Source organism: Fictibacillus sp. 7GRE50, from assembly GCF_015903875.1.
GTDB classification, from domain to species: domain Bacteria; phylum Bacillota; class Bacilli; order Bacillales; family Fictibacillaceae; genus Fictibacillus; species Fictibacillus phosphorivorans.
This window is the reverse complement of record NZ_JACZDW010000003.1, coordinates 400,149-421,015: the sequence shown is the minus strand read 5'-3', so window position 1 is coordinate 421,015 and position 20,867 is coordinate 400,149. Positions and strand designations below refer to the sequence as shown.

Sequence of the window (20,867 nt, the reverse complement as noted above, 5' to 3'; positions counted from 1 at the left end):
AACATGACCATTCAATGGTTTCCTGGACATATGGCCAAAGCGCGCCGGGAGATAACTGAAAAACTCAAAATGATCGATGTCGTATTTGAGTTAGTAGATGCTAGAATTCCTCTAGCTTCTAGAAATCCTATGATCGATGAAATTCTTGGACAGAAACCTCGAATTGTTCTTTTGAACAAAGCAGATCTGGCTGATCCAAAAGTAACATCGATGTGGGAAAGTTATTTTTCAGAAAAAGGAATTCCCTCTCTTGCTATTAACTCGCAAGATGGTAAAGGGATTAAAAAAATAGAACCGCTTGCTCATGAGCTAGTAAAAGAAAAGTTCGATAAGATGAGAGCAAAGGGAATCGTTAAACCACGTGCGGTTAGAGCACTTATTGTCGGCATACCTAACGTTGGTAAGTCCACGATCATTAACCGTATGGCGGGTAAGAACATTGCTGTAACAGGTGACAAGCCTGGTGTAACAAAAAAACAGCAATGGATCAAAGCGGGTAAGACATTAGAATTATTAGATACTCCAGGAATATTGTGGCCGAAATTTGAAGACCAAACAATTGGTTTGAAATTAGCGGTTACAGGAGCTATTAAAGAAACGCTCTTTGATTTTACTGAAGTAGTGTTGTATGCGATCAAGTATTTAAAAGAGCACTATGAAGAGCGTCTAGTGGAACGATACAAGTTGTCTGAGATTCCAGATGATTCGTTGCCTCTTTTCGAAGAAATCGGAAAGAAACGTGGCTGTATGATGAGTGGCGGAGAAGTGGATCTTGAAAAGACCGCTGAGATTGTTCTACGAGATCTTCGTGCAGAAAAGCTAGGGCGCTTGTCGTATGAGCGACCAAATGAGTTTGAAATTAAATAGTGTAAACCGAACAGGCGCTGATGAAAGTGCCTGTTTTTAAAATTATAAAGGCTCTCTAAAAGTTTTTCTAAAGACAAAATTGTTTTTTGGAAGTGGTTGATTTCTATTTCAGGTTGCTCGGTTTCCGATATTTGCTCCTGCGTCTACAAGCAATGCTACTGAAGTGGGCTTCCTCGTCGCATGCCTTGCAAGATGTTATTCATGCAGAAGGCACGCTGATCCCCCAGGAGTCTCGCACCTTGCACTCCTATCAACTTGTCAATGATGCCAATGAATAATAAACAATCTAATATGAAACACCTTCTAAAAAGAACTTATATCTAAACCGATAATACATACATAAAGAGCGTGATAAACATGAAACTGTCGATAAAAGAATGGGAACTAAAATTAAAAGCTTGTGAAGATACTGAGTTGGTATCTCTACTGAGCATCCTCTCTGAAGATGAAAGAGTAGGTGCAAAAAAATTATTCCAAACTTTCTCGAAACGCTTAGAGCGAGAAGAAGCTGAGAGAACAAGACTGAAATTAATGCATACTTACGAAGAGCAATGCCAAAGACAGGGTAAAACTTTGATCGCGGGTGTAGATGAAGTCGGCCGTGGACCATTAGCTGGTCCCGTCGTGGCTGCTGCGGTTATTTTACCTTTAGGGTATATGCTACCAGGGGTCAATGATTCTAAAAAATTGTCCGAGAAAAAAAGAGATGCCCTTTATGAGATCATTTTGAAGGATGCGATTTCTTACTGTGTCCATTTCGTGCAACCTGATCAGATCGACGCGATCAACATATATCAAGCATCTAAGTTAGCGATGACAGAAGCTGTGTGCTCGCTAAATGTTACTCCAGATCAGCTATTAATTGATGCTATGGAAGTCCCATTAGCGATCGATCAATTGAAAATCATTAAAGGGGATGAGAAGAGTATTTCGATCGCGGCTGCATCAATCGTTGCAAAAGTTGCAAGAGACCGCTATATGAAGATGCTAGATGAAAAATATCCCCAATATGGATTCGAATCAAATATGGGTTATGGAACGAAGGATCATTTAAACGCCCTTCAGCAGTATGGGCCAACAGAGATTCATCGTAAATCATTTAGTCCGGTAGGAGAACTTATAAAAATTACAGGAAGTGATTAACCTGTTACAATTCAACCAAATTCATGGTAAATCGTTAACTCCGGCTAGAACAATGGATCAGCCATTGTTGTTAAAGCTTAATCAGTTTATAACTGCTAAGATTTTAGAAATCTTCCCTGATCAATCAGCGAAGGTTCTTTATAATGGGTCAACACTTCATGCCAAATTAGAAGCGCCATTAATCAAAGGAGATAACTATCTATTTGAAGTGTCAGAGAAAAACAATACGATCTATTTGAAAAAGGTAGATACGGATCCAGTTAAGTCTACTTCAGAGCAGATTTTATCGAGATGGAGCCTTCCAGCATCCGATATAAACAAAAAAGCAGTTGAATTTGCGATCATAGAAAAGTTACCTCTATTAAAAGAGAACATAAAAACCGTTTCCGAAGTTATGAAATTCACAAACGAGTTGCCACTACATGAAAAAAAAGCAGTAGTTCAGCGTATGATGGAGCTTCAATTGCCTCCTAAGCAAGAGATCGTTCAAGCAGTTGCTTTCAGTCTAAAAAGACATGCAGGATCAAGTAATGAATTCAAACAGCTCTATGAGGCTCTCATGCCCTTTATTCATAAAGATAAAGCTGTTTCGAAAACCATAGAGCTATTACAAGAACTCTATGCATTTAAAGGTAACGAGTCAAGTAAGCAACAGGCTGCCATTCAAGATAGAGTACGAAGTATGGATTTAAAAAACACAGCAGACATCGTTATGCCGTTGAATGGAAAACTTCCAGATCCATTAAAGGTTCAGACAACAAGTATATATAACGTGCAAGAAAATCTACCCACACAATTAAAAGGCGAGGTAATGAAGGTTTCTAAAGAAACAAATCTGAACCCATCAGAAGAATTTATTACAGCCGCAAAAAAGTGGTTGATTAAATCTGGTCTACTGCATGAAAAAAACATTTTATTAGACCCGATACAACTAAAACAAACGGAAACGCTAAAGTCACAACTATTGAACCTGCAAAAGAACGCTGACCGCATAGAGCTGCCTGAGATCATACAGCAAAAAACAGAACAAGCCTTAAATAAACTTACAGCTCAACAGTTACAGAATATACAAAGCAACGAGAACATGCAGCAATTTATCCTTCATATTCCGTTTAATGGATCGGAAAATCCGAAAGAGATGACCGTTCGTTGGGAAAGCAAAAAGCAAGATGGAAAAGGGATCGATCCAGACCATTGTAGGATGCTTTTTTGGTTAGAAATGAAGCATCTAAAAGATGTAGCTGTAGATGTGCATATTCAAAACAGAATCGTTTCATTAAAAGTGTACAATTCGCATCCGGCTATCGAAAAATTTTCAGAACAGTTATTGAACACGTTAAAGATTAGTATGAAGAACATGAATTATACACTAACATCCGTAACATTCAGTTCTCAAAATAAGAAGATAAAAAATACCGAAACTTCTATTTCATACAAAGGATTGGATCTGAGAATATGAGTGAAAGTAAAAAAGAAGCTGTGGCGTTAAAGTATAGTCCTCTTGAATCTAACTCGCCTGTCGTTATCGCAAAGGGTAAGGGCGAAACAGCCGAGCGTATACTAAGGTCAGCTGAAAATCATGAAATTCCTATTCAGGAAGATCCGTCACTTGTCCATTTATTATCGAAGCTAGAGATCGACGAGAGTATACCTGAAGAATTGTATGAAGTGGTCGCTGAACTGTTTGCTTTTATTTATAAATTAGATAAAGAAGCAGGAGAAACTACATAAATATAATTGAAACGGGGCATTCCTATCTTTAAAGGAGTGTGTTTTAATGCCTAGAAATAAATTAGTCGTACAGCAATCCGAACAACTAGTGAACCAATTTAAAGAAGAGATGGCTGAAGAGTTTGGGATGTATCGTTCAGTAGCCGAATCTGAAGCGATAACACCAAAAATAATCAAGAAACAGAAAAACGAAAAAAACAAATGAAAAGAGAAAGTGTTTTCGTTCCTAAAGGGGACGAAAAAGCGATGAAACCAAAGTCATTTTATAGTGATTTTGGTTTTTTATTTTGGCTAAAAAGGTGTATGCGCTTGCAATTTTCTGAAGAATAGTAGACATAATAGACTAGGTCTTATACAATGATAACGGTACTTTAAGTTTTCACCATGATAGGAGGATGGAGAGTAAATGAATATCCACGAATACCAAGGTAAAGAGATACTTAGAAAATATGGTGTGGCTGTTCCAAACGGGAAAGTAGCATTTACCGTTGAAGAAGCAGTAGAAGCTGCTAATGAGCTGGGGAGCACTGTATCTGTTGTTAAAGCACAGATCCACGCAGGTGGCCGCGGTAAAGCAGGTGGCGTAAAAGTCGCTAAAAATATCGATGAAGTGCGTACATACGCAAATGAAATCTTAGGAAAAGTTCTTGTAACTCATCAAACAGGTCCAGAAGGTAAAGAAGTTAAGCGCTTACTTATCGAAGAGGGCTGTGATATTAAGAAAGAATACTATATCGGTCTTGTATTAGATCGTGCAACATCTAGTGTTGTTATGATGGGATCTGAAGAAGGCGGAACTGAAATTGAAGAAGTGGCTGAAAAGACACCTGAAAAAATCTTCAAAGAAGTAATCGATCCAGCGATCGGCCTTCAAGCATTCCAAGCAAGAAGACTTGCTTATAACATCAACATCCCTACTGAATTAGTAGGAAAAGCAGTGAAATTCATGATTGGTCTATATACGGCTTTCGTTGAAAAAGACTGTTCAATCGCAGAAATCAATCCATTAGTTGTAACAGGTGACGGAAATGTTATGGCACTTGATGCAAAGATGAACTTTGATTCTAATGCTTTATACCGTCACAAAGACATCTTAGAATACAGAGATCTTGAAGAAGAAGATGCAAAAGAAATCGAAGCATCTAAATACGATCTTAGCTATATTTCTCTTGATGGAAATATTGGCTGCATGGTTAATGGTGCTGGACTTGCTATGGCAACGATGGACATCATTAAACATTACGGCGGCGACCCGGCTAACTTCCTTGACGTTGGGGGCGGCGCGACTACTGAGAAGGTAACAGAAGCATTCAAAATCATTCTTTCTGACCAAAATGTTAAAGGGATCTTTGTTAACATTTTCGGTGGAATTATGAAATGTGATATCATCGCGAACGGCGTTGTTGAAGCAACGAAACAAGTTGGTCTTGAGTTACCTCTTGTTGTGCGTTTAGAAGGTACTAACGTTGATCTTGGTAAAAAGATTCTTAAAGAATCTGGTTTAAACATTACAGCTGCAGATTCTATGGCTGATGGTGCAGAAAAGATCGTAGCTTTAGTTAAGTAATAGAGAAAACATCGTAGGAAGGATGGATTGATGCATGAGCATTTTTATTAATAAAGATACAAAAGTTATCGTTCAAGGTATTACAGGTTCTGTTGGTCTTTTTCATACAAAACAAATGCTTGAATATGGTACGAAAATTGTAGGCGGTGTTACACCAGGTAAAGGTGGTACGGAAGTTGAAGGTCTTCCTGTTTTCAACACGGTTGTTGATGCAGTTAAAGAAACAGGAGCTAACGCTTCTGTCATCTATGTTCCGCCTGCATTTGCTGCAGAAGCGATCATTGAAGCTGTTGACGCTGAACTTGATCTAGCAATCTGTATTACTGAAGGTATTCCAGTATTGGATATGGTAAAAGTTAAGCGTTATATGGAAGGCAAGAAGACACGTCTAGTTGGTCCGAACTGCCCGGGTGTAATCACTCCTGAAGAATGTAAGATCGGTATCATGCCAGGCTATATCCATACAAAAGGCCATGTTGGCGTAGTGTCACGTTCTGGAACATTAACTTATGAAGCTGTACACCAGCTTACAGAGCGTGGAATCGGTCAATCTACTGCAGTTGGTATCGGTGGTGACCCAGTCAATGGTACAGACTTTATCGACGTATTAAAGGCATTTAACGAAGATGAGGACACATATGCTGTAATCATGATCGGTGAGATCGGTGGAACAGCAGAAGAAGAAGCTGCTGAATGGGTAAAGGCGAACATGACTAAACCTGTAGTAGGTTTCATCGGTGGTCAAACAGCACCTCCAGGAAAACGTATGGGGCACGCTGGTGCGATTATCTCTGGTGGTAAAGGTACGGCAGATGAGAAGATCAAAACGATGAAAGCTTGTGGAATTAAAGTTGCAGCAACACCATCTGTTATGGGTGAGACTTTAGTTGAAGCTTTAAAAGAAAACGATCTATATGATCGCTGTGTAACAAACAAAGCAAAAGCGTAATAACGATTACAACGTGAAAAGCTCCCAGATCGGGAGCTTTTTATTTACATTTAATGGTTTCATGAGGAGGAATGAAGTTTGGATAAAGAACGCTTAATTTTTCTTCATCATTGCGAAGGACTCACTTGGAATCAATTAAGATCAATAGTTGTTGCTGATCCTGAACTAAAATCTGTTTTTTCAATGGACATTCGCAGGTTGAAAATGTCGTATGGTTTGAGTGAACTGACGGCAAAGCGTCTCTATCATCACATGAAACAAAATAATAGTACATACATAATGAAGAATCTAGTAAAACGATCTATTTCAGCTGTAACGATATTCGATGGAAATTACCCTCCACTATTAAAGAATATTTATGACCCGCCATGGGTTCTTTATGGACAAGGCGATTGGACGGTCCTAAATCGGGATAAAATGATTAGTGTGGTCGGCACTCGAAATCCTAGCAGTCATGGAAAACAAGCGTTACGAAAGGTTCTTAGTCCTTTAATTGATGATAGATGGGTCGTGATCAGCGGATTGGCTAAAGGAATCGACACGTTCGCTCATGAGTTAAGTATACAAAAGAATTCTTTGACAGCAGCTGTTCTGGGCTCAGGGTTATTACAGGTCTATCCGAATGAAAATAGAGAACTCGCACATAAAATAAGTGAGCAAGGAATTGTATTATCGGAGTTTTCACCACACGTTTCACCAAAACGCTGGCATTTTCCGTTGCGTAACCGTATAATAAGCGGTCTCACACGTGCAACGCTTGTTGCTGAAGCAAGAACAAAGAGTGGTTCGTTGATTACAGCTGATCAAGCACTCGAGCAAGGAAGAGATGTGTTTGCGATTCCAGGATCGATTTTAGAAGAGTGTGCGAACGGGACCAATTTTTTGATTCAAAATGGAGCAAAATTGGTCATGAGTGCAGAAGATATTCAAAATGAAAGTTTCTAACCGTTTTCATTTAAATGAGGAAACAGTTTGACAAATGCAGATACATTATTTAATAATAGGGAAGATTTCACTAAACCCTTAAAGGGGGATAAACTGTAAATGGAAAAATATTTAGTCATTGTTGAGTCTCCCGCAAAAGCAAAGACAATAAAAAAGTATCTAGGGAGCAAATATGACGTTAAAGCATCTATGGGACATGTTCGTGATCTTCCCAGAAGCCAGACTGGCGTAGATGTAGAAGCAAACTATGAACCGAAATACATTACGATTCGTGGTAAAGGTCCAATTTTAAAAGACTTGAAAACTGCAGCGAAAAAAGCGAAACGCATTTTTCTCGCAGCTGACCCGGATCGCGAAGGTGAAGCAATTGCATGGCATCTTGCTCACAGTTTGGACATGGATTTAGATTCTGAATGTAGAGTTGTGTTTAATGAGATTACTAAAAATGCGATAAAAGACTCTTTTAAACGACCAAGAAAGATCAATATGGACTTAGTTGATGCGCAGCAAGCAAGAAGGGTGCTAGACAGACTAGTAGGATACAAAGTCAGTCCATTATTATGGAAGAAAATAAAAAAAGGATTGAGCGCTGGCCGTGTACAAACGGTGGCGGTTCGATTGATCGTTGAACGTGAGAAAGAAATAGAAGCTTTCCAACCGGAAGAGTATTGGAAGATTAAAGGAACCTTCAGTGCTTCTGGAGAGGAATTTGAAGCTCAGTTTCATGGAGTCGGCGGCAAGAAAAAAGATCTATCAAATGAAGAAGAAGTAAACGATATTCTAAAGACGATAAAAGGCAAGCAATTTAAGATTGATTCTGTTCAGAAGAAAGAAAGACGCAGAAATCCTTCACCACCTTTTATCACTTCTTCACTACAACAGGAAGCGGCCAGAAAATTAAACTTCCGTGCTAAAAAGACAATGATGCTCGCACAACAATTATATGAAGGAATTGATCTAGGAAAAGAAGGTACTGTCGGTCTGATCACGTATATGCGTACAGACTCTACACGTATTTCAGATACAGCTAAAACCGAAGCTGCTGAATTCATAGAGAAAGAATATGGAGAGCAGTTCGTCAACAAATCAAGAGTGGAAAAGAAATCTGGTAAGAACGCTCAAGATGCCCATGAAGCGATTCGTCCTACTTCTGTTATGTATCACCCACGAGATTTGAAGACTTACCTTTCAAGAGATCAACTCAGATTATATAAATTAATCTTCGAGCGATTCTTAGCAAGCCAAATGGCATCAGCAGTTCTTGATACGATGACAGTGGATCTAGAGAACAATGGAGTCTACTTCCGTGCGACAGGATCTAAAGTTAAGTTTCCTGGATTCATGAAAGTCTATGTTGAAGGCAACGATGATGGGAAAAAAGAAGAAGATCGTATTCTTCCAGATGTTCAAGAAGGCATGAAGGTAGAAAAGAAAGAACTTGAGCCAACTCAGCATTTTACGCAGCCTCCTCCACGTTATACAGAAGCTAGGCTTGTTCGTACGATGGAAGAATTGGGTATAGGCAGACCGTCAACATATGCACCAACACTTGATACCATCCAAAAACGTGGATATGTAGCTCTCGATGAAAAGAAGTTTGTTCCAACAGAACTAGGTGGTCTTGTTTTAGAGATGACATTGGAATTCTTTCCTGAAGTATTCAACGTTGAATTTACCGCTAAGATGGAAAGCGATCTTGACGAAGTAGAAGACGGAAAAGAGAACTGGATCAGAATCATCGATGACTTCTACAAAGGCTTTGAAAAGAAGCTTAAGATTGCAGAAGAAGAGATGCAAAAAGTAGAGATTAAAGATGAACCAGCTGGTGAAGACTGTGAGAAATGTGGACATGAGATGGTCTATAAGATGGGACGCTTTGGAAAGTTTATGGCTTGTTCAAACTTCCCAGATTGCCGAAACACGAAACCAATCGTGAAAGATATCGGTGTTACGTGTCCGACCTGTCATGAAGGAACAATCGTAGAGCGGAAGAGTAAGAAAAAAAGACTGTTCTATGGATGTAACCGTTATCCAGATTGTGAATTCGTTTCTTGGGACAAACCTATTGCCAGAACATGTCCGAAGTGTAATAGTATGTTAGTAGAAAAGAAAACGAAAAAAGGCAAAGTCGTACAATGTGTTTCTTGCGATTATGCTGAAGAGGAAGCAAAGTAAGGAGTTTATCTTCATGAATCAACATGTAAACGTAATCGGAGCAGGTCTTGCTGGCAGTGAAGCAGCTTGGCAGATCGCTAGCCGAGGAATTCAAGTAAAATTATACGAGATGAGACCGGTTAGACAAACGCCGGCTCATCATACAGAGAAGTTTGCAGAACTAGTGTGTTCGAACTCACTTCGTGCTAATACACTTACAAACGCTGTTGGTGTACTAAAAGAAGAGATGAGAAAATTAGATTCTGTTATTATTTCATCAGCAGATGATTGTGCTGTTCCAGCTGGTGGAGCTCTGGCGGTTGACCGTCATGAATTTGCTAGCCTTGTAACAGAGCGGGTTAAGAACCATCCAAATGTAGAAGTAATCACTGAAGAAGTAACAGAGATTCCAGAAGGTCCGACCATTATTGCGACAGGACCTTTAACTTCTGATAACTTATCAAAATCGCTAAACTCGTTAACGGGTGAAGAGTACCTCTATTTTTACGATGCAGCTGCTCCGATCATCGAAGTAGACAGCATCGATATGGACAAGGTGTACTTAAAGTCTCGTTACGACAAAGGCGAAGCAGCTTATTTAAACTGTCCGATGACAGAAGAAGAGTTTGACCGTTTTTATGAAGCATTGATCACTTCAGAAACAGTCCCTTTAAAAGAATTTGAAAAAGAGATCTTTTTCGAAGGATGTATGCCAGTTGAAGTAATGGCTAAAAGAGGAAAGAAGACATTATTGTTCGGACCGATGAAGCCTGTTGGCCTCGAGGATCCGAAAACAGGAAAGATTCCTTATGCAGTTGTTCAATTACGACAAGATAACAGTGCAGGAACTTTATATAATATCGTAGGTTTCCAAACACATCTAAAATGGGGACCACAAAAAGAGCTTCTAAGACTGATTCCAGGCTTAGAGAATGCTGAGGTAGTACGTTACGGTGTAATGCATAGGAATACATTCCTGAACTCGCCACGCCTCTTAGAAGAGACGTATCAGTTAAAAGCAAGAAAAGATCTTTTCTTCGCAGGTCAGATGACTGGAGTAGAAGGGTACGTTGAAAGTGCCGCTTCAGGATTGATCGCGGGAATCAATGCAGCGAAGCTGATAAAAGGCGAAGAACTGGCTGTATTCCCGAAAGAAACAGCGATTGGAAGCATGGCGTATTATATTACAACAGCTAACCCAGATAATTTTCAGCCGATGAATGCTAACTTTGGCCTTCTTCCACCACTTGAAAAGAGAATCAAAAACAAACAAGAACGCAATACAGCTCTAGCTGAAAGAGCACTGGAAACTATTCAGAATTTTATAACAAATTTGTGAACATGTATTGATTTAGCCCCTAAATTGTGTTACGATTTAGGGGCTTTGTGAGGTGTATGAAATGGTATCAGAACGCCAACATGTGGTGGATTTCTTGAATTATTTAATGATCGAGAAGAACTGTTCACCTTATACGATTGAACACTATGAAAAAGACATTAATGATTTTATTTCTTTTTTGAAACAGCAAGCAATCGAAGGATTCGCTGCTGTTTCTTATGTTTTAGTCAGGCAATATTTAGTGACGCTTCATGAGAAGAAGTATGCTCGAAATACGGTAGCAAGAAAGATATCGGCGATGAGAAGTTTTTATCGTTTTTTGAACCGCGAAAAAATCGTTGAAGAACATAACCCTTTCGCTATGGCATCACTCCCTAAAAAAGCAAGAATGCTTCCTCAATTTCTTTATGAAAAAGAGTTGGAGAGGCTTTTTAATGTGTCTGATGTTACAACACCCATGGGACAGAGAAATCAAGCAATCCTCGAAATACTGTACGGAACTGGAATGCGTGTCAGTGAATTGTGTAAGATGCAGCTGAAGGATCTTGATTTGAATGTAGAGATAGCGCTTGTTAAAGGAAAAGGAAAAAAAGAAAGATATGTACCGATCGGATCGTTTGCAAGAGAATCTCTTGCAAAGTATATACAAAACGGCCGCAACCTGCTGCTTGAAAAAACAGAAAAGAAGTCGGAAGCATTATTTTTAAACTATAAAGGGGAACCTTTAACCGCGAGAGGCGTAAGAACTATATTAAATAAACTAATTGAGGAATCTTCCCTTACCATACATATCAGCCCGCATGTTTTGCGGCACACGTTTGCGACGCACATGCTGAATGAAGGTGCAGATTTAAGAGCAGTACAGGAACTCTTAGGGCACTCAAACCTTTCCTCTACACAAGTTTATACACACGTTTCAAAAAGTCATTTAAAAAAAATCTATAATAATGCGCATCCTCGAGCATAAAAACAAAAAGGGAGGGATTTTTCAATGTCAACATTTCATGCTACTACAATATTTGCGATTCAGCATAACGGCAAATCCGCTATGACTGGAGATGGTCAGGTTACGTTCGGCAACGCAGTTGTAATGAAACATACAGCCAAGAAGGTTAGAAAGCTGTTTGGAGGAAAAGTGCTTGCCGGATTTGCAGGATCGGTTGCAGATGCATTTACGCTTTATGAAAAGTTTGAGAGCAAGTTAGAAGAATATAGCGGAAATCTGCAGCGCGCTTCAGTAGAGATGGCTAAAGAATGGAGAACGGATCAAGTTCTAAGAAAACTTGAAGCTCTGCTTATCGTAATGAACGAAGAGCATATGTTATTGATTTCAGGTACTGGTGAAGTAATTGAGCCGGATGACGGGATTCTCGCGATTGGATCAGGTGGCAACTACGCTCTGGCTGCTGGTCGGGCACTGAAGAATCATGCACCTGAACTCTCTGCAAAAGAAATCGCTCTTGCATCTTTAAAGACTGCTGGCGAAATTTGTGTTTACACAAACACAGAGATTGTTTTAGAAGAATTGTAAAAAAAGTAAAGGAGCGGTTGCAATGAACAGTCAATTAACTCCAAGGCAGATTGTTGAAAAGTTAGATCAGTATATTATAGGTCAAAATGATGCAAAGAAAGCTGTCGCTGTTGCGCTTCGAAATCGTTATAGAAGAAGTTTGCTCGACGACAAGCTGCGTGATGAAGTTTCACCTAAAAATATACTGATGATCGGACCTACGGGTGTAGGAAAGACAGAGATTGCTAGAAGATTAGCAAAGCTAGCTCAAGCTCCTTTCATTAAACTAGAAGCAACTAAATTTACTGAAGTTGGTTATGTAGGACGTGATGTTGATTCGATGGTTCGTGACCTAGTAGAAACTTCAGTAAGACTCGTAAAAGAGCTAAAGATGAATGATGTAAAAGACAAAGCTGAGCAAAATGCCAATAAGAGACTGGTAGAGCTTTTAGTTCCTGGTAAAAAAACAGAAACGAGCTTCAAAAACCCGCTAGAGATGTTCTTTGGTGGCGGTAATGGAGAACAAGAGCAAAAACCACAGCAAGACGATGTTGCGGATCTTAGACAGAGACGAAATCAAATGGCGCAGAAGCTGGCGCTCGGTGAGATGGAGGATCATCTTGTTTCGGTAGAAGTTGAAGAACAGAATCCTTCGATGCTAGACATGTTCCAAGGTTCAGGTCTCGAACAAGTAGGTATGAACATGCAAGACATGATCGGCGGTCTTATGCCGAAGAAAAAGAAAAAACGAAAACTCACTGTTCGAGAAGCTCGTAAAGTATTGACGCAAGATGAAGCGGCAAAGCTAATCGATATGGACGATGTTACGAGTGAAGCAGTTTACAAGACCGAACAAACAGGTATTATATTTATAGATGAGATCGATAAGATTGCAGGAAAGAACCAAAACTCTGCGGATGTGAGCCGTGAAGGTGTACAGCGAGACATCCTTCCGATCGTTGAAGGTTCTACGGTAATGACGAAATATGGTTCGATTAAGACGGATCATATACTGTTTATTGCAGCTGGAGCTTTTCATATTTCTAAGCCATCTGATCTCATTCCAGAGCTACAAGGAAGATTTCCGATCCGAGTTGAACTAAATAGCTTGTCTGTTGAGGATTTTACACGTATATTAATAGAGCCTGATAATGCGATTATAAAACAGTATAAAGCTCTATTGAGTACGGAAGGTATAAATGTTGAATTTTCTGACGATGCTATTGCTAAGATTGCAAGCATTGCTTATGAAGTGAATCAAGACACCGATAATATCGGTGCACGAAGACTTCATACCATATTAGAACGCTTATTAGAGGATCTATCTTTTGAAGCGCCTGATATCAGCTTAGATCAAATTACCATTACACCCGAGTATGTAGAAGAAAAACTGGCTAACATCGCAAAGAACAAGGATCTGAGCCAATATATATTATAGGATGCAGTAGGAGGAAGAAATACAATGAATTTATTGAACAAAGCAAGAAGTATCAACTCGATGCTTCAACAAACAGGTGGTAAACAAGTAAACTTTAAAGAGATGGCTGAAACACTAAGTACGGTGATTGAAGCAAATATTTTCGTAGTCAGCCGTCGCGGTAAACTGTTAGGCCTCGCTCTTAAACAAGAAATTGAGAACGAGCGTATGAAGAAGATGATCGAGGATCGTCAATTCCCTACAGATTACACGAAGAATCTTTTTAACATTACAGAATCACTTTCGAATATTGATATAGAGAGCGATTATACGGCGTTTCCAGTTGAAAACAAAGATTTGTTCTCTACAGGATTAACTACGATTGTTCCAATCGTAGGTGGCGGTGAAAGACTAGGAACTCTTATCCTTTCTAGACTTTCTACAGCGTTCGAAGAAGATGATCTAGTTCTAGCAGAGTATGGTGCTACAGTAGTTGGAATGGAGATCCTTCGTGAGAAAGCAGAAGAGATCGAAGAGGAAGCTCGTAACAAAGCAGTTGTTCAAATGGCGATTAGTTCACTATCATACAGTGAGCTTGAAGCAATCGAACACATTTTTGAAGAATTAGAAGGAAACGAAGGATTGCTTGTAGCAAGTAAGATTGCAGACAGAGTGGGAATTACACGATCTGTTATCGTCAATGCACTTCGTAAATTAGAGAGTGCTGGTGTAATTGAATCACGTTCTCTAGGTATGAAAGGTACGTATATCAAAGTGTTGAACGACAAATTCTTACTTGAACTCGAAAAGCTTAAAACTTCATAACAATAAACGATAAAAAACCAGTTCTGAAAAATCAGAGCTGGTTTTTTTGTTGAATAAAATGATCTGTCTACTAGATACATGTAAAAGGTAGGATTTTTTTGTTTTAGTTGTTCTTTTTAGAGAGCAGTGAGACAAGTGAGTATCTTTATAGAAAACATACAAATTCTTTATCCATTTTTATTATCCTTGTAAAGGTATTGTGTTAAATTGTAAATAATTGTCGAGTTGGTCAAATATGGTAAACATGTACCAAAAACCGTATAAATATAGGGATTTTCTTACTAGTTTTAAATTTGGGTATAAAGTCACGGTCGAAATATAGTCCTTTCTATCGAAAAAAGTCAGTTTGGGAAAAAATACATAGACACTTTTTGGATATATCCCTTAAAATATGATAGTGAGGTAAGATTTAACATAATATGAAACTTCTATAGTAAAAAAGAGGGAAGTGGTGAACTTGTTCTCTGGCTCAGTCTTGAAAAACTTAGAAATGGCATTAGATGGATCTGCATTAAAACAAAAGACCATTTCAAATAACTTGGCTAATGTGGACACACCTGGATATAAAGCAAAAGAAACTGTTTTTAGCCAGGAATTCAAAAAAAGCTTGCAAGCACATCGAACAGATCAGCGACATTTTTCATTCGGTAATGAATCATCAACTTCTTTTAGTGTTAAAGAAAAAACGAATACTGTGATGAATCATAACGGAAATAATGTAGATGTAGATAAAGAGATGGCTGAATTAGCGAAGAATCAGCTTTATTATCAGACACTTGTACAGCGGATTAATGGAAAGTTTAATTCGATTAAGATGGTTGTTAAAGGTGGGAGATAAATATGGGAGTTTTTGATGCAATGAATGTATCGGCATCCGGCTTAACCGCTCAACGGCTTAGGATGGATGTTGCTTCCTCTAATATGGCGAATGTCGATTCGACACGTGGAGAATTTAAGAATGGTGTGTGGGAACCTTATCGACGCAAAATGGTCGTATTAGGTTCAGGCGAATCTAGCTTTAAGAACATGTTTAATAAAGCAGTGAATAACGGAAAAATGTCAGGCGTTAAAGTCAATGGAGTAATCAATGATCAAACTCCATTTAAAACGGTTTATCAACCTGAACATCCTGATGCTAACGAAGAAGGATTTGTTCGACTTCCAAATGTAGATCCACTAAAAGAAATGGTCGACTTAATGAGTGCTACTCGATCTTATGAAGCAAATGTTACTGCATTAAACGCAGCAAAAGGAATGTACTTAAAAGCATTAGAAATTGGCCGTTAGGGGTGTTAAAACATGGACAAAATTTCAATAAGTTCACTTCAGAATATTAGTAACCCTACATCATCAGTAGCAAAAGTGACACCATATGAAGCTCAAGAAGATTTTAAAAGCTATCTTAAGGGAGCTTTAGATACGCTGAGTGAAACACAAGCACAATCTAATCAAGCTACTCAAGGTTTGATGAACGGAAACATGGATAATCTTCACCAAGTTATGATCACTGCCGAAAAAGCAAGTGTAACGATGCAAACGACTCTTGAGATTCGTAATAAAGTTGTTGAGGCCTACCAAGAAATTATGAGGATGCAGGTATAGGCTCTGTTATATGATTCGATATTAGCATTCGATTTTGGGGGTAGCTTTTAAAAATTTTTATTGCGTTTATCGGGGGAAAAAATGAAAGAAAAATGGAAAAACATCATCAAGCAAACTACAGAGCGGTTTAAAACTCGTTCCAATGTACAAAAGGGATTTATTCTCGGAGGAATCTTTCTATTTATCGCAGCTTTTATCTTTGTAACCATCATGATGTCATCACCCAACCTTGTTCCTTTGTATTCAAATCTTTCCCCTCAGGAAGCTGGTCAAATACAAGAGAATTTAAATAGCAAAGGTGTGGCAAATGAAGTACAAGATGGGGGGAAAACAATATTAGTTCCTGAAGAACAAGTAAACAACCTTCAAGTGCAGCTTGCTGCAGAAGGATTGCCTGAAAGCGGGAATATTGATTTTTCATATTTTGGTGAGAAATCAGGATTTGGAATAACAGACAAAGAGTTTGGTGTTCTAGAAAGAGAAGCGACACAGACCGAGATTGCTAGTTTAATAAAGAGCATAAACGGGGTTGAAGATGCGAGCGTTATGATCACACTTCCTGAAAGCAGTGTTTGGGTGAATCAGGAAGAAGAGAAGGCATCAGCTTCTGTTGTCCTATCTTTAGGAGCGGGAGCCAAATTAGATGAAGATCAAGTAAAAGCTCTTTATCACCTTGTCTCAAAGAGTGTAAGTAATCTACCTATGGAAAATATCGTCATTACGGATCAATACTTTAATTATTATGATTTAAATTCTGTGAACTCTAGTTCTTCAGCTTCTAAATATGAGGAACAGAGAAAGATTAAACAAGATGTTGAAAGAGACTTACAACGAAGAGTTCAACAGATGTTATCAACGATCATGGGACAAGGAAAAGTGGTTGCTACTGTTACTACAGATATTGACTTTACCGAGGAAAAACGTGAAGAAAACATTGTAGAACCCGTTGACAAAGAGAACATGAAAGGCATTGAAGTAAGCGTAGAACGAATAAGAGAGACGTTTACAGGAGAAGGTGCAGGAGAAGGCGGAGTTGGAGGAACAGGTGATCAAGAGGTACCTACCTATCCAGGTTCAGCTGCAGGCTCAAACGGTGACTATGAAAAAGTTGAAGAACGTATCAATAACGAAGTCAACAAGATTCGTAAAGAAATCGTGGAAAGTCCTTACGAAATAAGAGATCTAGGTATTCAAGTCATGGTAGAGCCACCGACTCCAAACAAACCAGAATCGTTACCACAAGAACGATTAGATGATATTGAACAAATTTTGAGTGCGATCGTTAGAACAAGTATCTCAAAAGATATAAATGAAACATTATCAGAAGATGATATTCAAGAAAAAATCTTTGTATCTGCTCAGCCGTTCAACGGTAAGCAAGAAGCAACTGCCGTTAAGACCGGAATTCCAGTATGGATCTATATTGTTGGTGGAATCTTGTTAATCGTTATCCTTCTATTAATCTTCTTGCTTACTCGAAAAAGAAGAAGAGAGACGGAAAGCAAGATTGAAGAGTTTGAGATGGATGAACCACAAGAGTCGTACTATGTACCTGATGTAAACCAAGAAAAAGGGTCAGAGGGGACAGTTCGTAAGGAACAATTAGAAAGAATGGCAAAAGAAAAGCCAGAAGAATTCGCTAAGTTAGTAAGAACATGGCTATCAGAAGAGTAAGGAGGTAACGATCGATGGCAAAAGGCATGAAAGAACTATCAGGTAAAGAGAAAGCGGCAATCCTCGTTATCTCTTTAGGACCTGATGTGGCTGCGCAAGTATATAAACATTTAAGTGAAGAAGAGATTGAGAGATTAACACTTCAAATCTCACAAGTTAGAAAAGTAGATTCAACATTAAAAGATGATATTATCACACAATTTCATCAGCTAGCTCTTGCTCAAGATTATATTACCCAAGGTGGAATCGGCTACGCGAAGACGGTACTTGAGAAAGCGGTAGGTAAAGATGAAGCGATGCAGATCATCAATCGTTTAACTTCGACTTTACAAGTAAGACCGTTTGACTTTGCTCGAAAAGCAGATCCAGGTCAAATATTAAACTTTATTCAAAACGAGCACCCGCAAACGATTGCTCTGATCTTATCATATTTGGATTCTTCTCAAGCTGGACAGATACTTTCTGAACTTCCACAAGAGATGCAAGCAGATATTGCTAAAAGAATTGCATTAATGGATCGAACATCACCTGAAGTGATCAATGAAGTGGAGCAGATTTTAGAAAGAAAGTTATCTGCTACTGTTACACAAGATTTCACACAAGCTGGTGGAGTTGAAGCGGTTGTTGAAGTGTTGAACGGTGTAGACCGGAGCACGGAACGAACGATTCTGGATGCGCTTGAAATCCAAGATCCGGAGTTAGCGGAAGAGATCAAGAAAAGAATGTTCGTGTTCGAAGATATCGTTACCCTTGATAACCGTGCAATTCAAAGAGTTATACGTGAAGTGCAAAACGAAGATCTACTTCTTGCTTTACGTGCATCAAGCGAGGAAGTAAAAGAAGTGATGTTCAATAACATGTCACAGCGTATGGCCGAGAACTTTAAGGAAGAAATGGAGTTTATGGGTCCTGTTAGACTGCGTGATGTAGAAGAAGCTCAGTCTAGGATCGTTGGAACCATTAGAAGACTTGAAGAAGCAGGAGAGCTCGTTATCGCTCGAGGCGGAGGAGATGATGTGATTGTCTAAAGTCATAAAATCTTTTCACGATCACAAAGAAAAAGCGGAAAAAAATGAAATAGTGATCGGTATTCAAGCACTTTCATTATTTAACACGAGAAACTATGCAAGTTTAGAAGATGAGGATGAAGAGACAAAGGTCATCCGTTTAAAAAATCAAGCGTATACCTTGCTAGAAGAAGCAAAGAGCGAAGCAGCTTCTATAACAAAGGAAGTAGAAGAATATAAGGCTGCGCAAATCAAAAGCTTAGCTGAAGAAGAGGCCGCTTGGAAGTTGAAATTAGAAAGTGCTTATGAACAGGCGAAGAATGAAGGATACGATGCTGGCTTTCAAAATGGTTTAGAACAAGGCCATGAAAGCTGGGCTTCGCAATTAAATGAAGTCAAAAGCTTTATGGATACGTTAAGAAACGACTATCATAACATCCTGAGTGAAGCAGAGCCACAGATAGTCATCCTCGCTATGGCAGCTGCTGAGAAAATCTTAGGAAAAAAGCTACAAGAAGCACCTGAAACATGGATTGCTATCGTAAAGCAACTTGTAAAAGAAGCTCGAGAGTTTGAAGAGATAAAGCTTTATGTTCCACCACAATGGTTCGAACTTACGCAAAACTATCGTGAGGAACTAAAGAACATGCTTCAATCGACAGCGACTCTTTTCATCTATCCAGACGAGAACTTAACTGAGAATGGTGCAGTAATCGAGTTTCCGTTTGGAAAGATCGACGCAACACTAGACGTTCAGTTAAAAGAGATCAGAGAAAAACTGCTAGAACAACTTGAGGTGTCAGATCAATGAACGTGGAACACATGATCGACTCCCTTCAATCACTAGATTCATATAAAAGATATGGAAAAGTGATCAGGGTAGTTGGGCTAATGATCGAATCAAAAGGACCTAAAACGTCAATCGGTGATGTCTGTTATATACACACTGGGAACAACAAGCAAAGAATTAAAGCAGAAGTAGTTGGCTTTCAGGAAGAGAATGTTTTGTTGATGCCATTTACATATGTGAAAAATATTGCAGTTGGCAGTTTGGTAGAAGCAACACATCGAGCGTTGGAAATAAAGGTTGGACCTTCTTTGATCGGAAAAGTACTTGATGGTATGGGTGTTCCTTTAGATGGCTCTCCTCTGCCTCGCGGGTTGTTTCGCTATCCTTCAGAGAACGAGCCGCCGAATCCGATGGAAAGACCAAGAATTTATGAAAGCATTCAGCTAGGTATTCGGTCGATCGATAGTTTGTTGACGGTCGGGAAAGGCCAGCGGGTAGGTATTTTTGCCGGAAGTGGAGTGGGTAAGAGTACGTTGCTTGGTATGGTGGCACGTAATTCGACTGCTGACCTGAATGTTATCGCTCTAATCGGTGAACGAGGACGCGAAGTTCTTGATTTTATTGAACGAGATCTAGGTGAAGAAGGTTTAAAGCGGTCCATTGTAATCGTTGCGACTTCAGATCAACCGGCTTTAATGCGTATAAAAGGTGCATTGACGGCAACGAGTATCGCAGAATATTTTCGAGACCAAGGGAAGAACGTCATGTTGATGATGGATTCAGTAACTCGTGTTGCTATGGCGCAACGTGAGATCGGTTTAGCTGTTGGTGAGCCGCCAACAACAAAGGGATACACACCAAGCGTATTTGCAGTTCTTCCAAAATTATTAGAACGGTCTGGAACGAATAAGAATGGAACGATTACAGCATTTTACACGGTTTTAGTAGATGGAGATGATTTCAACGAGCCGATCTCAGATACTGTTCGAGGAATTCTAGATGGACACTTTATCTTAGATCGAAACTTAGCTAATAAAGGGCAGTTTCCTGCTGTAAATATTCTAAAGAGTATTAGCAGGGTTATGAATGATATCGTTCCAAAAGAGCATCGACAAGCTGCTGAACGACTTCGAGAACTTTTGTCTTCCTACGTCGAAGCAGAAGACTTGATCAGCATTGGCGCATATAAGAGGGGATCCTCTAAATCAGTGGATGAAGCGATTCAGATGTACCCTAACATTCTAGCGTTTTTGAAGCAGCAAGTAGATGAAGATGTTAGTTATGAACAAGCTCTTGAGCGGCTGTTGATTGAATTTGGAAAGGATGAACGTTGATGTCATTTCATTT

Annotated in this window: 21 protein-coding genes; all 21 read left to right on the top strand. The window is 39.2% G+C overall.

Annotation, left to right across the window (positions count from 1 at the left end; genetic code table 11):
- Positions 1-3: 3 nt before the first annotated feature.
- The 21 genes from ylqF to fliI all read left to right on the top strand — a co-directional run bounded on the left by ylqF (position 4) and on the right by fliI (position 20,854).
- The gene (gene ylqF, locus IHV12_RS13320) at positions 4-867 is read left to right on the top strand and encodes a ribosome biogenesis GTPase YlqF (protein WP_197191167.1); all 864 of its coding nucleotides are present in this window, start codon (positions 4-6) and stop codon (positions 865-867) included.
- A gap of 357 nt (positions 868-1,224) precedes the next feature.
- Positions 1,225-2,010, top strand: coding sequence for a ribonuclease HII (locus tag IHV12_RS13315; protein ID WP_197191166.1), 786 nt, complete (start codon positions 1,225-1,227; stop codon positions 2,008-2,010).
- Entirely contained in the window at positions 2,003-3,469 is a 1,467-nt protein-coding gene (locus IHV12_RS13310; protein ID WP_197191165.1) for a hypothetical protein, read from the top strand. Before IHV12_RS13315 ends, IHV12_RS13310 begins: the two co-directional genes overlap by 8 nt.
- On the top strand, positions 3,466-3,741 hold the full coding sequence (locus IHV12_RS13305) for an EscU/YscU/HrcU family type III secretion system export apparatus switch protein (RefSeq protein ID WP_197191164.1): 276 nt from the start codon (positions 3,466-3,468) through the stop codon (positions 3,739-3,741). Before IHV12_RS13310 ends, IHV12_RS13305 begins: the two co-directional genes overlap by 4 nt.
- A gap of 46 nt (positions 3,742-3,787) precedes the next feature.
- Positions 3,788-3,946, top strand: a complete 159-nt coding sequence (locus tag IHV12_RS13300) for a small, acid-soluble spore protein, alpha/beta type (RefSeq protein ID WP_197127707.1) — start codon at positions 3,788-3,790, stop codon at positions 3,944-3,946.
- A gap of 201 nt (positions 3,947-4,147) precedes the next feature.
- A complete protein-coding gene (gene sucC / locus IHV12_RS13295) occupies positions 4,148-5,308 on the top strand; it encodes an ADP-forming succinate--CoA ligase subunit beta (RefSeq protein ID WP_137789680.1) in 1,161 nt (386 codons plus the stop codon).
- Positions 5,309-5,342: 34 nt separating this feature from the next.
- Positions 5,343-6,257 carry a succinate--CoA ligase subunit alpha gene (gene sucD / locus IHV12_RS13290; protein WP_153238551.1) on the top strand — a complete coding sequence of 305 codons (915 nt, stop codon included), beginning with the start codon at positions 5,343-5,345 and terminating at the stop codon, positions 6,255-6,257.
- A gap of 78 nt (positions 6,258-6,335) precedes the next feature.
- On the top strand, positions 6,336-7,202 hold the full coding sequence (gene dprA / locus IHV12_RS13285) for a DNA-processing protein DprA (RefSeq protein WP_197191163.1): 867 nt from the start codon (positions 6,336-6,338) through the stop codon (positions 7,200-7,202).
- Between the two features lie 99 nt (positions 7,203-7,301).
- The gene (gene topA, locus IHV12_RS13280) at positions 7,302-9,377 is read left to right on the top strand and encodes a type I DNA topoisomerase (RefSeq protein ID WP_197127709.1); all 2,076 of its coding nucleotides are present in this window, start codon (positions 7,302-7,304) and stop codon (positions 9,375-9,377) included.
- Between the two features lie 13 nt (positions 9,378-9,390).
- Positions 9,391-10,695: an FADH(2)-oxidizing methylenetetrahydrofolate--tRNA-(uracil(54)-C(5))-methyltransferase TrmFO gene (trmFO, locus tag IHV12_RS13275; RefSeq protein ID WP_197127710.1), complete on the top strand. Its 1,305-nt coding sequence runs from the start codon at positions 9,391-9,393 to the stop codon at positions 10,693-10,695.
- Positions 10,696-10,756: 61 nt separating this feature from the next.
- Entirely contained in the window at positions 10,757-11,662 is a 906-nt protein-coding gene (gene xerC, locus IHV12_RS13270) for a tyrosine recombinase XerC (protein ID WP_197191346.1), read from the top strand.
- A 24-nt stretch (positions 11,663-11,686) separates the two neighbouring features.
- Entirely contained in the window at positions 11,687-12,226 is a 540-nt protein-coding gene (gene hslV, locus IHV12_RS13265; RefSeq protein ID WP_137789675.1) for an ATP-dependent protease subunit HslV, read from the top strand.
- Between the two features lie 22 nt (positions 12,227-12,248).
- Entirely contained in the window at positions 12,249-13,643 is a 1,395-nt protein-coding gene (hslU, locus tag IHV12_RS13260) for an HslU--HslV peptidase ATPase subunit (protein ID WP_197127712.1), read from the top strand.
- A 24-nt stretch (positions 13,644-13,667) separates the two neighbouring features.
- Positions 13,668-14,447: a GTP-sensing pleiotropic transcriptional regulator CodY gene (gene codY, locus IHV12_RS13255; RefSeq protein WP_197127713.1), complete on the top strand. Its 780-nt coding sequence runs from the start codon at positions 13,668-13,670 to the stop codon at positions 14,445-14,447.
- 451 nt (positions 14,448-14,898) lie between these two features.
- Entirely contained in the window at positions 14,899-15,285 is a 387-nt protein-coding gene (gene flgB, locus IHV12_RS13250) for a flagellar basal body rod protein FlgB (RefSeq protein WP_197191162.1), read from the top strand.
- A 2-nt stretch (positions 15,286-15,287) separates the two neighbouring features.
- Positions 15,288-15,734 carry a flagellar basal body rod protein FlgC gene (gene flgC / locus IHV12_RS13245; RefSeq protein ID WP_197191161.1) on the top strand — a complete coding sequence of 149 codons (447 nt, stop codon included), beginning with the start codon at positions 15,288-15,290 and terminating at the stop codon, positions 15,732-15,734.
- 12 nt (positions 15,735-15,746) lie between these two features.
- Positions 15,747-16,049 carry a flagellar hook-basal body complex protein FliE gene (gene fliE, locus IHV12_RS13240; RefSeq protein WP_197191160.1) on the top strand — a complete coding sequence of 101 codons (303 nt, stop codon included), beginning with the start codon at positions 15,747-15,749 and terminating at the stop codon, positions 16,047-16,049.
- Between the two features lie 81 nt (positions 16,050-16,130).
- Positions 16,131-17,723: a flagellar basal-body MS-ring/collar protein FliF gene (gene fliF, locus IHV12_RS13235; protein ID WP_197191159.1), complete on the top strand. Its 1,593-nt coding sequence runs from the start codon at positions 16,131-16,133 to the stop codon at positions 17,721-17,723.
- Between the two features lie 14 nt (positions 17,724-17,737).
- Entirely contained in the window at positions 17,738-18,751 is a 1,014-nt protein-coding gene (gene fliG, locus IHV12_RS13230) for a flagellar motor switch protein FliG (protein WP_197127717.1), read from the top strand.
- The gene (fliH, locus tag IHV12_RS13225) at positions 18,744-19,541 is read left to right on the top strand and encodes a flagellar assembly protein FliH (RefSeq protein WP_197191158.1); all 798 of its coding nucleotides are present in this window, start codon (positions 18,744-18,746) and stop codon (positions 19,539-19,541) included. Before fliG ends, fliH begins: the two co-directional genes overlap by 8 nt.
- Positions 19,538-20,854 (top strand): flagellar protein export ATPase FliI, encoded by a 1,317-nt coding sequence (gene fliI / locus IHV12_RS13220; RefSeq protein WP_197191157.1) that lies wholly within the window; start codon positions 19,538-19,540, stop codon positions 20,852-20,854. The genes fliH and fliI overlap by 4 nt, the downstream gene beginning before the upstream one ends.
- Positions 20,855-20,867: the final 13 nt, after the last annotated feature.